The sequence below is a fragment of the Verrucomicrobia bacterium CG1_02_43_26 genome (assembly GCA_001872735.1).
In the GTDB taxonomy this organism is placed as follows: Bacteria; Verrucomicrobiota; Verrucomicrobiia; order Opitutales; family CG1-02-43-26; genus CG1-02-43-26.
Map to the genome: position 1 here is coordinate 154,002 of MNWT01000005.1, position 16,090 is coordinate 170,091.

13 protein-coding genes are annotated in these 16,090 nt (G+C 41.9%); 4 read left to right on the top strand and 9 right to left on the bottom strand.

From position 1 onward, the window contains the following. Nucleotides 1–26 precede the first annotated feature (26 nt). Together AUJ82_01500 and AUJ82_01505 are read right to left on the bottom strand one after the other, a co-directional pair. Nucleotides 27–638 carry an ATP-dependent Clp protease proteolytic subunit gene (locus AUJ82_01500; GenBank protein OIO60676.1) on the bottom strand — a complete coding sequence of 204 codons (612 nt, stop codon included), beginning with the start codon at nt 636–638 and terminating at the stop codon, nt 27–29. A gap of 48 nt (nt 639–686) precedes the next feature. Continuing rightward, the gene (locus AUJ82_01505) at nt 687–2,027 is read right to left on the bottom strand and encodes a trigger factor (protein ID OIO60677.1); all 1,341 of its coding nucleotides are present in this window, start codon (nt 2,025–2,027) and stop codon (nt 687–689) included. 101 nt (nt 2,028–2,128) lie between these two features. Here AUJ82_01505 and AUJ82_01510 point away from each other — a divergent pair, with 101 nt between their 5' ends. Further along, complete coding sequence (locus tag AUJ82_01510) at nt 2,129–3,097, top strand: hypothetical protein (protein ID OIO60678.1); 969 nt, start codon at nt 2,129–2,131, stop codon at nt 3,095–3,097. A gap of 11 nt (nt 3,098–3,108) precedes the next feature. Here AUJ82_01510 and AUJ82_01515 read toward each other — a convergent pair whose 3' ends face one another. From AUJ82_01515 to AUJ82_01530, 4 genes are all read right to left on the bottom strand, one after another. Beyond that, nucleotides 3,109–3,522: a hypothetical protein gene (locus tag AUJ82_01515; GenBank protein ID OIO60679.1), complete on the bottom strand. Its 414-nt coding sequence runs from the start codon at nt 3,520–3,522 to the stop codon at nt 3,109–3,111. Nucleotides 3,523–3,777: 255 nt separating this feature from the next. After that, entirely contained in the window at nt 3,778–6,456 is a 2,679-nt protein-coding gene (locus AUJ82_01520) for a hypothetical protein (GenBank protein OIO60680.1), read from the bottom strand. Between the two features lie 239 nt (nt 6,457–6,695). Continuing rightward, nucleotides 6,696–7,292, bottom strand: a complete 597-nt coding sequence (locus AUJ82_01525; GenBank protein ID OIO60681.1) for a hypothetical protein — start codon at nt 7,290–7,292, stop codon at nt 6,696–6,698. 91 nt (nt 7,293–7,383) lie between these two features. Beyond that, nucleotides 7,384–7,713: a hypothetical protein gene (locus tag AUJ82_01530; GenBank protein OIO60682.1), complete on the bottom strand. Its 330-nt coding sequence runs from the start codon at nt 7,711–7,713 to the stop codon at nt 7,384–7,386. A gap of 3 nt (nt 7,714–7,716) precedes the next feature. On the opposite strand from AUJ82_01530, the gene AUJ82_01535 reads away from it, so the two are divergent. Then, nucleotides 7,717–8,127, top strand: coding sequence for an acyl-CoA thioester hydrolase (locus tag AUJ82_01535; protein ID OIO60683.1), 411 nt, complete (start codon nt 7,717–7,719; stop codon nt 8,125–8,127). On the opposite strand, the gene AUJ82_01540 is transcribed toward AUJ82_01535, so the two are convergent. The 3 genes from AUJ82_01540 to AUJ82_01550 form a co-directional block, all read right to left on the bottom strand. Next, nucleotides 8,111–8,656 (bottom strand): hypothetical protein, encoded by a 546-nt coding sequence (locus AUJ82_01540; protein ID OIO60684.1) that lies wholly within the window; start codon nt 8,654–8,656, stop codon nt 8,111–8,113. The genes AUJ82_01535 and AUJ82_01540 overlap by 17 nt on opposite strands. Nucleotides 8,657–8,781: 125 nt before the next feature. Next, the gene (locus tag AUJ82_01545; GenBank protein OIO60685.1) at nt 8,782–9,396 is read right to left on the bottom strand and encodes a hypothetical protein; all 615 of its coding nucleotides are present in this window, start codon (nt 9,394–9,396) and stop codon (nt 8,782–8,784) included. A 344-nt stretch (nt 9,397–9,740) separates the two neighbouring features. After that, entirely contained in the window at nt 9,741–10,964 is a 1,224-nt protein-coding gene (locus AUJ82_01550) for a hypothetical protein (protein ID OIO60686.1), read from the bottom strand. A 235-nt stretch (nt 10,965–11,199) separates the two neighbouring features. Between AUJ82_01550 and AUJ82_01555 the strand changes: the two genes are divergently transcribed. Together AUJ82_01555 and AUJ82_01560 are read left to right on the top strand one after the other, a co-directional pair. Beyond that, nucleotides 11,200–13,590 carry a hypothetical protein gene (locus AUJ82_01555; protein OIO60687.1) on the top strand — a complete coding sequence of 797 codons (2,391 nt, stop codon included), beginning with the start codon at nt 11,200–11,202 and terminating at the stop codon, nt 13,588–13,590. A 972-nt stretch (nt 13,591–14,562) separates the two neighbouring features. After that, on the top strand, nt 14,563–16,089 hold the full coding sequence (locus AUJ82_01560) for a hypothetical protein (GenBank protein OIO60688.1): 1,527 nt from the start codon (nt 14,563–14,565) through the stop codon (nt 16,087–16,089). Nucleotide 16,090 lies beyond the last annotated feature (1 nt).

Sequence of the window (16,090 nt, forward strand, 5' to 3'; positions counted from 1 at the left end):
TAATCTACCCCCTCATTACCTCTCAATTAAGAGGCTTTGACAGGTGCTGCCTCCGGACGTGTTATAACCTGGTCAACCAAACCATAGTCTCTGGCTTCTTCAGCACTCATATAGTAATCACGATCGGAATCTTTTTCAATTTGCTCCAAAGTCTTACCACTATGATGCGCCAGAATATTATTAATCGTCTTGCGCCAACGTAAAATTTCTTTCGCTGCAATCGTAATGTCAGAGGCTTGGCCTTGCGCGCCACCCGTAGGTTGGTGAATCATAATACGGCTGTTAGGAAGCGCGTAACGCTTTCCTTTAGTACCGGCGGCTAATAGAACCGTTGCCATACTCGCTGCCATACCCACGCAATAAGTGGTCACATCGCAGTGCATGAAGTTGATCGTATCATAAATCGCCATCCCGGCTGTCACACTCCCTCCAGGGGAATTAATATACACATGTATGTCCTTCTTGGAATCCTCCATTTGCAGGAACAGGAGCTGGGCAACCACCGCGTTCGCAACATAATCATCAATCGGAGTCCCGATAAACACGATTCTGTCTTTTAATAAGCGGCTATAAATGTCCCAGGCTTTTTCTGTTCGGCCATCACGCTCGTAAACATATGGTAAAGTATAATAACTCACGACTTCAATGGATTAAGTGTTAAATTAAAAAGAGTTAAACAATCACGATTAAGCATCCGCTTTAACCGCTTTTTTCTCTTCTTTTACTTCCCCAGAATCCGCCTTATCGCACAAAAAGTCAAGGGTTTTAACCACCAAAACCTCGCGCTTCATTTCATCCACAACTCCTTGGTCTTTCTGAAATTCGCTTACGATTTTATCGGGTGTCACTTGTCTCATATATGCCATCTGGACAACTTTCGCCCATATGTCTTCTTTGCTTATTTCTATCTTCTCTTGTTTCGCAATTTCCAGCAACGCTAAGCGCATCTTAATGTTCTCGCGGGCCAAACGATCCGCTTCTTCAAACAGCTTTTCTTTCTGCTCCTCAAGTTGCTCTTGTGGCACTCCGTGCTGCAACATCCGTTCAATATGGGTGCGTAAAATCTGTTGCTTCTCTGCATCAACTGCGCTCTCTGGCAATTCAAAGTGTGTGTTTTGGTCAATAAAGCGGGCTATCTGTTCTCGCTTGGAGTTCATTTGGTCCAGCTTCTTGCGCTGCGTAACTTCTTGCTCAACAGCTTTTTTAAAGGAATCCAAATCCTTTGCTTTAAAACCGGCAAAGAAGGCTTCGTCTAGCTCAGGTAACACTTGCTCGCGTACTTCATGCATTTCCATGTCATAAGTCGCTTTTTTACCGGCTAACTCAGCTACTTCAAAGTCCTTAGGGAAGGTCATTTCAACCGTCTTGGTGTCCCCTGGCTTCATACCAACAACGCCTTCAACAACCGCTTTCACGCCCATCTCGTCCTTAGCGCCGGCTTTTTCCCATGTATTCTTCTGGGTGCCATAAAGCTTGTTATCAGGAGCAATCTGCTCAATCAGCTCATCGCCAATTTTACCAACGTAGGAAACGCGCACATACTCGTCTGCTTTCGCCGCGCGTTCCACCTTTTCCATCTTGGCATGCTGTGCTTGCTTGGCTTTAATCTCAGCATCAATATCTTCCTCTGTTACAGTAACAACAGGCACGTCTACTTTAATGCCTTTATACTCCGGCAAAGTGATGGTAGGCCAGACATCAAAGACAAAGGTCATCGTGGTATCGGCACCGGCTATCAAATCAGGTGCGTCCGCTTTAATGATGGAGTACAGGTTCAATCCTGATTTCTCACCAATGTACTCATATGCCTTGCGTTGTAGCTTCTTGACCAATTCGTCCGCGATCTCTTTGGCGAACTTCTGCTTGATCATTGTCAAGGGAGCCTTACCGGGGCGAAACCCAGGAATACGCGCATGATCCGTAAACTCCTTATAAACTTCTTTTTCTTCAGCCGCCACTTCCTCCTTGGGAATCGAAACGGTAATTGATTTTCTAACCTCTGTTACGTCTTGTATTGATATATCCACAGCAAACTAATGTTAAATTTTTCTTAACTTAAATGAAATAAAAAGATATATTAAACAAGAGGCAAAGGTCAATTCCCTATTTCACCCCATTTCGTTTTCTCATGTCCTTTTCCCATAAAACCCTTGCCCAATGGTACTGCCAGCTCGGGCAAACTCAGGATGCCGGAATTCCCATCCTGGATGCCATAAGGGGTTGTGATGGCCTTCCTCAAAGGAATAGGGAGGTACTGGCAAATTCGCTTTCTTTTGGCAATGATTGGGGGAAATCTTTACAACTGGCCAACATCATCATCCCTTATGAGGACGCGATTCAAATCAAAATAGGCGCTCAAACAGGTAAACTTTCGGCAATCTTCCACAACCTGGCCGAACAACACGAATTTGCCCATACCGCGCGCTCGAAAATAATATCGCTGTCCATCTACCCGGCCATTGTTATCCATGTTGCAATCCTGGCCTTCCCTATCATGAATCAAATTCATTTTGATAGCACCGCTTTTGTCTTTAACTTCGGGCGCTATGCCTTCGATGTATTAAAGCTCTTAGCAATGCTCTGGGGGCTATTTTTTGCAATCACTTTGCTCGCACGTCATCAAAGATCGCTATTCTTTAAGATCGTAAAATTCCTGCCGGGCCTCGGTGCTTATATCAAAAAGATAGCGCTTGCTAAATTCGCCTCATCCTTGGCTGCTTTCATCCAAGCTGGCGTTTCGCTCGAAATGGGCTGGATCTACGCCGGCAAAGCTTCCGGAGATCCAAAAATCGAAATCGCTTCTCGCGACATCGCTCACGCCATCGCTCTGGGTCACGCTCCGGGAAATTACTTGGCTAACTATCCTTGCTTCCCCACTGCATTCACCCACTTATACCGTACTGGCGAACAAACCGGTCGTTTGGATGAGCTTTTATTATTCTCCGCTAAACAACTCCAACAAGATGCCAACAGTAATCTGTCTGTTGTGACAACGCTCTATCCCACGCTCATAATCATGCTGCTCGCCTTCTTTGTCGCCTCAAAGGTCATTCATATCTACGGCGACTACCTAAAGCTATTCAGCAACCCAGGCTGAGCATCATAAGACTACCGTTTGTCGATGCTGTATTTTCCTGCCCCTACAAACAACAGGCCTAAAAACACGACACACAACGATAATGGGTGAGACACCATACTCTGGTAATCCATCCCTTTAGTATAAAGCATATACGCGCCAAGGCCCGTCACAAAGGCTAACAGGAAGGAAACAAAACGGAAATAAAAACCGATCACAAGTAAGACACCTCCTATCGTCTCGGCAAACGCAGCCATAAATCCCCAAAACAAGGGATAAGTCGTAACGCCCAATAAGGCCATCGCGCCGCCCACATTCTCCAACGCAGACTTCCCGCTAAGAAACTTGGGCACACCATGGGAAACCATTACAATTCCAATAACCACGCGCATTAACAATAATCCAAAATCTGGCTTGTTAAACAATTTGTACAGTTTTTCGTGCATATGCGATATGGGTCTTATCAGATTTTCGTTCCGTCAAATCATACTTTGCCAAAGTAACCAAGATGATGGCAATCATAATCATTTGTTTTGCTCATAGCTGTTTTATGGCAAAAAACTTCTACCAAGCCTTCATTCCAAGCAGGAAGGCTTTTTCGTCACGCCTACTTCGTGTTAAAACAAGAAAAAGCACAGGCATACTATGCTTTTTCCTGATCCCCCTAATCATGAAAAACGGTTACACGGATTAGAGCTTATTTAGGCTGTCAAAATATCCCATGCGGTTTTCTTCTTCCTATCTTTCTTCTCAAAAAGCTGGTTCACTTGTTCTTCCGAAAGAATCTCATTTTCAACAAGAAACTGGCGATGATCGCTAAATAAACCAACGCCTTGCTCGTTGGATTTCAATTTCCTCGCAATAGCGTGGAGGTATGTCTGTCGGATGTTGTTGTGCCTGTTAAGAACCTTTTCAACGCACAAAGAGGTTAATCCAACAGATTTTAGGCTCAGAAGACTTTCTTGAATCAGGCTTATACTTTCGCCTATATCCTCACCATAGCTTATTAGGCGGCTAAATACGATCTGCTTATTGATCTGAAGCATCAAACAATCCTTAATTTGCGTTTTCGAAAACTTGAGCGTTGTGTGCATCGTCGTTATCATATCGGGAAAATCTTTTGGGCATTTAATTGACAAATAAGCCATCACATTGCGATCGAACTCCACGTTATGCTCCAAACTAAGAAGCTTGAAGGATTCTTTAGCGGATAACTTCAACTTTACCGCTATTGCCTTAATATCCTTTACTAAATGACCTTTCTCTGCGGACGCGTGAAGGGGTGAGAAGCTCGTATCGAATACGTTAGTGTTAAGAAGCTTCAGCAGCCGCTCTTTTCCCATGATCTCGACCAGTTCACTCACATCTGTTCCTAAATGACCATTATATGCAGATAGGTAAAGGACTGTTCTGAGATTAACATCTTCTTTTTCAAGAAGCTTCAGCAGCCGCTCTTTTCCCATGATCTCGACCAGTTTATTCACATCTTTTCCTAAATGACCATTATATGCAGATGAGCAAAGGATTGTTCTGCCATTACGATCTACGTCTTCAAGAAGCCTCAGAAAGTCCTCTGTATACAAAGGAGTTTTCTCAATCATTATGCCAATATCTTTTCCTAAATAACCGCGGGATGCAGATATGTTGATAGGTCGGATGCCCTGCTTAGTCTGTTTCGCAAGAAGCTTCAGCAGCCGCTCTTTTTCCATGATCTCGATCAGTTTATTCACATCTGTTCCTAAATGACCTTTATTTGCAGATTCGTGAAGGACTGTTCTGCCATCTAAATCTACTTCTTCAAGAATCTCCAGCAGCGACCTCTTCCTCGCGGGAAATGTTTCGATGATTATGCCAATATCTTTACTTAAATTGCCTTGCTGCGCAGACATGAACAAGGGTGATCTGCCATTTCTATATTTAGAACCCTCCAGTACATAGAATACACTGTCGCGTAGCCCATACGCCGAAACCCCTTCCACGACAGTGGCAATATCTTTTCCCAGGTTGCCGCTCACTGCCGAATCGTAGAAAAATTCTTGCCCTACATCGTTTCGCATATATAAAAGCTCCGAAAGTCTGGAACGAACCTCAGGCCATTTACCATCAACCTCCCTTTCCTTCACAACACTACGTATAAACACATTAATTGCTTTCGCAAAACAGCTCCAACCTTGCAGATCAACATGATGTCGCTCAATAAGTTTAAAGATATCTTTTGCATCATATTCCAAGTAAGCCAGCAGCTCATACGCGTCTTTCCGGGCAAATATCGACAGAATACATGTTTTAACAGCAATCTTGTCTGCGAAAGGGTCTTCCAACACCTCTTTAACAGAATACTGCTTTAACGAATTCACTTTCAATATAGAGTCTACCCGGTCAATGGGGGCATTGCTCAAAACAACATTCAGTAAATTCAGAAAGGTTTTATCGCGCAGAAAGTAGCCAAATTGATAATCTTCCGTGTGTTGCGCTTGAAAAATCTTGTAGGCCTCGCGCATTTCTTTCAAAAACTGGGCGGCTTTTTCATTTCCGAACGTAAGCTCAACTTCGGGATTATCCAGTAAGATTATTAGCTTATTAGTTTTCTCTTCAGGCCCCTTTCCGTAACCCCTGCTTTCTAAAAAGGTTTTGCGGTTCTTGATTTTCACCTGAGTCTTCCATGTTTGATAGCATTCTTCGAGTATTTCAACAAACAGGTTTTTGTTACCGGCTGCAACTGCTTTAAATTCTAAGAATTTAAAAATAAATTCCGTTCGGTCTTTAAATGTTGTTACGTTTTTCTGGTTAATCAGATATTCAATAGCGAGGGATTGGGGATTTCGGTTATTCTCATCCAACAAAACGTGCCCCATAAAATCATGATTATTAGAGCTAAACACAAGGTCCCATGGGCTCTCTTTATAGCGGTTTACGCTACACATCACGGAATCAGCTTCTTTATCCAGTAGATCGCGTAATAATCTCCATGTATCAAAGGACTCCAAAAACACTGCCCAGTGAAAGGCGTTATGATGCTGAGCATCCTTTTCCTGAATCCGGGATTTATCTTTCGTAAAATGCTCAATAAAAACGTCTAGCGCTTTTTCTTTACTGATCTTGTTGTCATAATTGAAATATCGGTAGTGCGAAAGCAGTTCATACACCTCCCACGTCGTAAGCGATGCAGGCTCCTTTTCTGCTCGCTCAAGGCATACTTCGATGTCAAAGGATTCTAGCCCCCTTTCATTTTCGCAAATCTTCAGCTTCTTCTCGTAATTTTCAGACTTCTCCACATTACCGGTTTCCACATCCAATTCACCAAATTTACGCTTCTTATTATTTATTACGTTATTTTCTGGTTTTAGTGAAACTGAATTTATATTATTACCCGTATTCATTTTATATATTAATTATAGTTTTATGAGTAATTATATATGCCTTACATAAATTGTCAACAAAAATCCTACCCACTAAGATATAGCACGCAATTAATTCCCTCAATTATCAAGAGATCACTTAATTTATTTTAAACCGATTTGACCGCCAGCAAATTACAGTAAGGTACGGATTACCCTTGATTCTCCGATCGCGCTTACAAAAATAAATGCGCCAGGCCAAATTTCTGCCATAACATTCCCTACCGTTCCCCCTTGTGCTCAAGGAAAAAATAAGGGGTCACTCGCTCAACCAATCCACTATCTATCTCTTTAATTTCTGCAATGCCATTTGGCACTGCATCGGGCCCATGCGATCTCAATCTCACTAAAACAGATCGGCTGATTAGCGTATCGGGCTGAGGGATAAGCACCATCCCCAATTGCTGTAATTGATACTCGAAATCCACCACTCTGTCCACTTCCTTGAGTTGCACCCAAACTTGATCCGCTGCCATAATTTTTCGGCTAATCAACTCCAGTTTATTGGGGTCGTTATCCACCTGTCGCACGCGCTCAACTATCCGCCAAAAGGGGTCATCTCTAGTCCCTTCAAACACCATCACGCGTTTAATAATGCCATTTTCGTCTTTCGGCTTTACTTGGTAAAATAGCGCCCAGGAAAGCGGAATCGGCTCTTTTGAATTCACAACTTCTCCCAATACAACATTCTGCGAACGTGCTTGCTCTTCTTGCTGACCCGGCACAGAGATGATATGCTCTGAAAAAAACAAGGACACCATCAGCAACCCAATCACAAAGCCCACCCCGTAAATAATATATCTGTTTCGTGCTCTCATTGTCTTCTACCTTTTACGTTCTTAAGCTTAGTCAATTATCTCTTTCCCTCAACCTCAAAACATTATTTAGTAACTCAATAGGACAAAGCTCCTAGCTTTTCCCCACACAGCACTTCTTGTTCGCTTTCATGCAACACAGCACAATTGCCACACCTCCGGCCCACACGCCCGCGTACCGAAATCCTATCCACGCGCCCTTTTTTAAAAGTCCTAAAAACGTATAATCATCCACAAATATCGGCCCCAATAACACAAACGCCACACTCCCCACGACCGTTCCCGCAACCAATATTAAGCCTACGTAATACAAAAAGCTCCAAATCCAATACAGCATCCGCATCATCAACGTTTTTTTTATCCTTTCATTCATACGTACTTTTATTTTGAATGACACAAAAGTTTCGTTTTCAATTCTTACCATTTTATGATCACTGCCAACACTAAAATTCGTGTCCGTTACGAGGAAACAGATGCCATGGGCATCGTCCACCACAGCAAATACATCATCTGGCTAGAGATGGCTCGCATCGAATTAATGGATACCATCGGCCTCCCTTACAAAAAACTAGAGGAGCAAGGCGCTTTCATGCCGGTCCTCGAAGTCTATTGTAAATACAAACGTCCCGCTTTTTTCGATGATCGTCTCACCATAGAAACCTCCATTAAGGAAAAACCGTTTGTCCGCCTGGAAGTTCATTACAAGGTTTTTAGAGACGATACCCTTCTAGCCATCGGGCACACCCAGCACACGTTTATAGACAAAGATGGCAAAGTCATACGACCTCCCCAAATCTTTCAAGACCACGTAAACCGTTTTTTTAAAGCGGAAAATTAGGCTCATTAAGGCGATAAATCCCAATCACTCGCCTCACCACTTCATTCACCGTCAAACCATCCGTCCTGACAACTTCACCGGCATCCGCATACGCTCCTTGCCTAGACTGCAACAACGCTTCTATACGCTCTCTGCGATCTTCTCCTTCCAAAAGCGGCCTATGCCCCTCTTCACTAACGCGTTCTAAAATAACATCCACACTGGCATGCAAAACCACCACCACGCCTCTCTCTTTTAACAAATCCCGCACATAGTCAGGCACAACCATCCCGCCACCACAGCTCACCACACACCCTCTCTTGGGGTGCCCCATCTGCGCGAACTTACACTCCAGATCCCTAAAATACGCTTCCCCATCCTGGGCAAAAATATCTCTAATCGCTCTACCTTCCTTCTCTTCAATCACCCGATCCGAATCCAAAAACACCATCCCCAGCGCCTCCGCCACACGTCTCCCCACAACGCTCTTCCCCGTTCCCATAAAACCCACAAGATACAAGTTCGGTTGATTCGAAGAATAAGTAATCATCTCAAAAAATCATTAAAAAAGGCAAGGCACCCATTATGAACCGCTCACCCTCATCTTCGCAAAACAAAAAGAGCCCAATGATTTTACCCACTAGGCTCTTTTGATAAAATTTATCCTAAACCAACTTAGAACCAAGAATTCTTCGTAACATCCAAACGCAGATTCTTCACGCAACGAGGCGCATTCTGGTCCAACTTATTACACATCCAATGCCACCAAGCATTAGGCACAATATACGAACTATTTTCATATAACTCAAATCGCCCTTTTTGCGGAGCTGCTATCCCTTCAATAGAAAACGTCACCGTCATATAAGAATTCAACTGCAAACGATCCAATGTAAACGTATCACCCACATTTTCTTCCTTTGAGGACCCAATAACCCCCAACACTTTACACTCTACTTCACTCAAGCTATTTACCACATCCAAATACACACTAGAACCGCTCTTAACAACAACTCTACCCATAGAAGCAACACGCTTATAACCGCCCCAACTATTAATAACATTTTGGCAAGATCCGCCCTTAGTTGGCTTTATCGTAAACGCCACATCAAAACCGGACGTATTTGCAACATAAAGGCTCACCGGACTTTGCACATCACCTTCATTACCCTTAACAACCACATTCATCGGCCCCACATTAACTCCCTCAGCAGCCATCACACTAACACCGCTCAACAAGGTAATCACCAACACACAAATGCCCAAAACTGTTTTTTTATTTATTGATTTCATATATATATTGTTACATTAAACTAAACCCAAATATGCCTTAAGTTTACATCAAGCCAGAATTCTAACTAAACTAAAAATAAAGTCAAGTTGTAAAATAAAAACAAAAAAATCCTCTTATTTCTTTCCCTTATTTGCAGACTCATAAAACATCAGCCTCCCTCTCTCAATTTAAACCAATAGAAACAACCCCCATCACCCCAACAATCCCAGCGCCCTCAACACCTTAAACGCATTCTCCAAGGTAACATTCGTCCTCCCCTGCTCAAAACGATTCAACGTAGGCTTACTCACCCCAGCTAACACCGCCAGCTCCGCCTGCGTTAACCCCTGCTCCTGCCGCCGCCTCACCGCTTCTTCGACAATACTTTTCCAATCGAGTTGTATGTTCCGTTCCATCTTGTTTCTATTAATTGAATTAACTTTTCTTTCAGGCTTACTTCCCCAAAGGGAGCATCCGCTATAGCGGCTTGCGCAGAGGCTTTATTGCGCCCTAACCGCTCCACCGCCATCGCAATCGCCGCTTTGTTTAACCCAAACGCTTCCCCAAGTGCCACAATTTTCTTCGCGTTCAAATCCTTCAAGGGCAATTCTTCCGCACCGCCCATCGCCAACGCAACGGCCTTATAATCATACAAACATGCCGCCACTTGATCATAAACAGGTGTCAAACGCAAGCTACCGTCTGGCTCACGAAACATCCCGAAATTCTTAAAATGCATATCCGTATTTCCCAACAAAAATCCGGCGAGAATACGAGCATACAAGCGGTAGTTCTCAACAGGCAAGCATCCTTTCGTATTCAAAATAAAATGACTCATCTCCGAATAAGCGCCCTTATATTTATTCCTCGATAACTTACCCAATAGCTGGTTAAACTCCTCGAAGGGAATGCGCTTCCCTGCCTCCCGATCAAATCGCTTGATAATAAGCGCAGGCTCCCCATCCCCTTCCCCTTCCAATGCGCCAATATTCAGATCAACCACTTTTTCATCAGGTAAAAGAGCCCTAAACGCTTGGGTCGTTAAATACTCATTGTCCACCAAATCCGCATGCCCCCGTGAGGGAAATTTAGCGATGTGGGTGCTCAGCTCTCGCCCTTGAACAGCATAATACTTCCCCCCGCGCTCAACCACCGCGCACTTGGGCTGCACGCCGGAAAGCGATGCTCGCCCCCGAAACGCCGCCACATCCTTAACATCCCGCATATCCAACAACCGTTCGCTCAACTCCGCCGGCTCGGGATCCATAACAGAAACCGCCCCAATACAATCATACCCAAAGGCCAACAACAGCTCCAATCGGCTCACCTCGCCTTGTCTCCAGCCCAACACGCGTTCCTGAGCTCGCTCCAGCCACCCTTCCGCCACCAAATTATCAAAAAAGGGGTGCAGCCCGACATCGCTCACATGCACTAACTTTTCCACCGGTAGCGTCCACGCAATAGATTCTCCACCACCGTCCACATACACTGCGTCATATTCAAACACAATCCTGCCCCCACTTTCTTCCCGCAGTACCCCGGCAAAGTGTTCTTTATAATAAACGTTTCCCCACAATAATTGCGCCATCGGTAAATTATGTTTTACTAAATCAGGTTTATCTCTGTTATAAGTAAAAGATACTTTACTTTTACTGAGTTTTCAAGGGGAAAGTAAAAAATTGTTTACTTTAAATAATCAAAGGGCGTCAGAAAGTAAAATATATTTTACCATAGCATCGATCAATGCAATTCAAGAAAAGAGGTGTCAAATTTGCTATTCTCGGGAAACAAGGATAGGTTGAAGGCAACCCCCCTCAACCAAGGTGAAGATTACACAAATTAAAGAAATTCGTGGATATAAAGCTTTTAAGAATTTTAAGTGGGAAGATTTTTTCGGAAAAAATAACAATAACACTTTGCATGAAAGGGTTAATATCTTTTATGGCGAGAATGGTTGTGGTAAAAGCTCCATATGCTCTATACTAAAGGCAGCTTCAGATGAAAGTCCTTTTGATCTCTGCCCTGAGAAAGCCAGCTTAACGGTCAATCACTCTCCTCAGGAATTAACGTATCAAGATGGCCAGTGGGAGAATCATGACTCGTTAAAAAAAGGAGATATTCTTTTTTTCGATCAAGCATTTGTTATAAAGAACATACACACTCATGGAGAAAGGCGTACAACTAAAGATGGACACGAGCAAGAATCGGGAAACCTAATTATCGAATTCGATCAAACAGCAATCGATCTTAAAAATAAAAAAACGACTGCAAAGGCAAAATTAGATGAGTTCAATAAGGAGCACAAAAAAGATTTAAAATTCGGCTTAACCGAAAAGGAAATAAAAACCTACGATGATCATTTCAAGAATAAAGATAAAGATGAGCTTTCTGAGTTGATTGAAAAGAAAAAAAGTGAACTTCCAAAAAAAGAACAGGAATTAGAAAAACTGAAAGATAGGCAGAAAAGGAGCTCTGAAATTGAAAATTTAAAACCAATAGACTCCCCTCCTCATCAGAGCTCCATTCTCTCAAGCTTGGATGATTATCAAAACATCTTCAATTTCGATACAAAAGAACAATCGAGTTATGACGCCGCGGAAGCGACCAAAAAAAAGATAAACGGGAATAAGGATTTTTTCAAAACAGGCATTGATATATACGAACAATCTCCTCCGCCTAAGTGTTGCCCCTTCTGTGAATCTAAAAGCGAAGAAAGTCGCATAAAAGAAATCATCAAAATATATCATGAAATTTTTGATCAAGCCCACAAGGATCAGCAAGAGTTATTCTTAAAAAGGAAAATGGATCTTTCCGATGAGATTGATTTGATTATAAACTCATCGAAAAAGGACGCTCTTAATTCTGTTTTTAACGAGCTGGAAAACACCAACCTGAAAATGGAGATTAAGGACTTATACAGTGCAGAAGAAAGGTCAGAGTATTTAGGTATTCAAAATAAGCTCACAACCAAATCCTTACAAAGCCTAAAAAATAAACTGGACGCGCTAGAAAACCCCGACAATGAAAATATTAATGAAATCTATAACGCAGCAAAAAAAGAATTTGATGAAATCCAAAAATACATCCAGCGGGTAAGTAATTTTGTGGAATCCAAAAATAAAGCGATAAAAAAATTTCAATCAGACAACAAGGGTGACAGTTTAAACGAAAATATTAAAAACACCCAAGCAGCTATTGATGAAGACAAAAAAATTATTGATTTCTATGACAATAATTTTCATTCAAAGCATGAAAATAACAATCGTTTAAAAAAAGAGCAAACTGCACTTAAAGAGCAATCCGATAAATGCGAATCCGTATTTAATGAACACGTTAATGCAAATATCTTCGACAAACAATTGGAGCGCATAGAAAAGTATTTCGAAAAATTCGATTTTAATTTTAAACTCAAGCTTCTAGTCCCAAAATCAAACACAAAAGAGCCACCTTTTAGCTTTGCAATTGAGGATACAGATGGCAAAAAAAGAGCTCTCGAGACGGGTCTTTCCGAAGGCGAACGACAAGTCCTGTCATTATGCTTCTTTTTCGCGTTCCTTGATGCTCAGGCAAACAAAGAAGCCAAAATTCTGGTTTTTGACGATCCTATCAGCAGCTTAGACAACAGCAATTTGGAACACTTAGTAGACCTAATTAAAAAGGAGTATGTTAAATTCTCTCAAACACTCATCTTCACCCACAACAAACCTTTTCTTCACTTTTTAAGAAAAAAGTTTAGCTTCCATGATAAAAACAAGGAAAAGAGTAAGGAATATGTTATTTTAAAAAACGAAGAAAAGTTGGGAGGTAGTTTTATTGCAGGCAGTAACTTGAAAAACACCATTCATAAGAAACTCAAAACTTTTCTAAATCGCAAGAAGGCTCAAAATGGGCAGGGGCTTCATATCGAAGAAGAATGTATCAAATACGGGCAATACTTGAGGTATGAAGTAGAGCGATTAATAAAAAATGATCTACTTGGATGGAATAAACAACAGTTTCCTGAAATACTAGAAACCATAAAAAATAACCAAAAAATCTCTGACCAAGATTTTGATAAAATCAAAGAGATATACGACTTCTGTAACTGGACTACTGCACACGTTGCTGGCTGTATAAAAACTGGCGAAGATGAACCAGGTTATAAGCGTTTGAGTCAGAAAATTGAAGAATTTATTAACATTCAAAAGAAGTTCAATAAAGGCGAGTCAGATTAAGTCTGAACTATTATAACCAACAAAATTACCCTTGTAGTCCTGCTTCGCGGCGGCGTTGTGACTAAAAATCTTTTTTCTCACAAATCGACTCAACGACCACTCTCCACAAAATCATTTTCGCTATACTCAAAAAGCAGATTGAAATCGGGGCAAAACGCACTGCGTCTTCCAGAATAGGAGTTGCGACACAAACCCCAACTTTACCTAACCACGACACCGTTAGGCAACAACTTCTCTCCAACCCTCATGCAAGAAGCTAATCTTACAAACGCTACTATACTGAACGAAATGTCACTAAAAACCAAAAAAATGAAAGAAATTTCAACTATTTTCAAAAATCATCCCAACCATCCCAATTATCCCAATTATCGATAAGAAAAACTATTGACACTTTTGTATAATAGAAGGATGCCATTTCACCCCATCTCCTCGAGATACAAGCAACCGACCCATAACAAGATCCAATCCAAACCACACCCTCTCAATAAACCACCCCCTTCCGCCACCTTGGCACTCCGAGCGCAGCGAGGCAAGAGCCAAGAGTGTCTGACATAGCCTTGGCGTAGGCAGGTCGCTACGCTCGCGTCAGGAGACTTTATCCCAATCCAATATTTCTAACCAAAAACAACAATGTATCCCTATCCTCCTCACAGCACCCCACCATAGCACCTAGACCCCATTCACGTCTCCTCCTGATTGACGCAAGACGGTTGCTAATGCCACAGCGAACGAGGTTTTAACTCCTCGCCCGAGCGTAAAATACGTCCCCTTCTTGAACATCAGCGCACGAAGACGCCAGTCTAATTACCCACAGTTGATTTGTTTTGTTGAAGAGAGTGGTTAAAAACTGCGGAGTTGGCCGGGAATGGAAAGCAAAACACCCCTGTATTTAAGTTATTAACATTGACTCATTATGCCCTGTATGTATATCATGAATCTCTCGCTAAGAGAACCATTAAGTTTTCAAAATGCATGAAAAATCCGTCACTCAATTTCACAATCCCTTCTTGGTGTATTTTGGTGTTTTTTAGCCTGTTTGCGTTTCTGACAATCGGGGTGGGGCTCCACTTTAAATTCGGTTTTATGGAAGAATTTGGCATTCATCATCATGTTGATACCTCTCATGCGATGACTGTCAATGGTGTGAATCTATGGTTTTTGTATCTGCTGGCCACAGGGGGTAGACCAATAGCTGCTCTTGTATACCTAGTGGTCCAAAAGCTATCGCCCTATACATCATTAGACACATTAGTAGTTTATCGTACCATTGGCTTAATCGGGTTAGTACTAGTTGCGTTCGCAATGCATCTGGAGCTAAAAAGAAATGCCTTTTCGCTATTTCAAGCCACAACCATTCCTTTACTGGCTCTTGTTTCCCCTGCGTTTTATGTGCACGTTATTCAGGGGCACATATTTATACAACCTTATGCGGCTCTATTATCCTATTTTGGCTACTTAGTATTGGTTAAGAACTTTAAAATTTTGGCTAAATATAGGTATTGGAATTGGCTCGTTGCCTTCGGGCTATTTTTTATAGCGGTAAATACTTATCAACCCTCCGCAATGTTTGTCAGCGTTTTTATGGCCATCTATTTATTAGCGGGCAAGGAAAGTTTTTCGCACAAATTAAAAAAGATAGTGTTGATCAGTGTAATTATGTTTTTGGTATTGGTAACGTCTTACATTCTGCTTTTTTCAATAACCTATTTATTTAAAGGAGATTTAAGGCGAGCTGTTCTCTCATGGGATATTTTCGATCGACTGTCCTGGTTTTTGAGTGCTCCATTAAGCATAACATCTGCTTCTATTTACCCATATATAAACTGGATTTCCCCAATATTAGCACTCGCATCACTGGCTATAGTAACATTTTTCAACCGCTCTTTACAGAACAGTTTTCAACGAATAATTTTCTTTTTTGTATTAATAGGGTTAATATTCTTTGCCTACTTGCCTCATTTGGTCTCCACCGAAACAGAGCTCTTGCATAGGACAATGTTACCGTTAAGCGCTTTGCTGATTTTTTTTATGTCTACAGCTTTCTTTAAAGCAACCTCAAGGCTCTGCAAGGTTTCCAAAACTATGCCTCAAGTTATTTATGTCCTCTTTATTTGTGTAAGCGCCTATTTAGCTCAGGATAGATTGATTGCTCAGATGGGATTGCCTTTAAGTATAGAGACGGCTTACCTGCTGAAACAACTCAGGCATTTTAACAATAAAGACTTCGATAATATCGTTGTTATAAGAAACTCCGCCTATCCTTGGCAGCCGCTTACTTATGAATGGAAAACCAGTGGGGAGATAGGTCGCACAAATGATCATAATTTTGCAATATCGCAGGGGGTAACATCAGCCCTAAAGGAAAACTTCCCAAACCTTCCTAGTAAAGATTTACCTATAAAGGTAGTGAGTGCGGGAGGAGCCAAAAAAGAAACAACGGATAAAACATTTTTAATAGATATGAGAGAACCATACGCCCTCATCAAGGAAACCTTTTAGA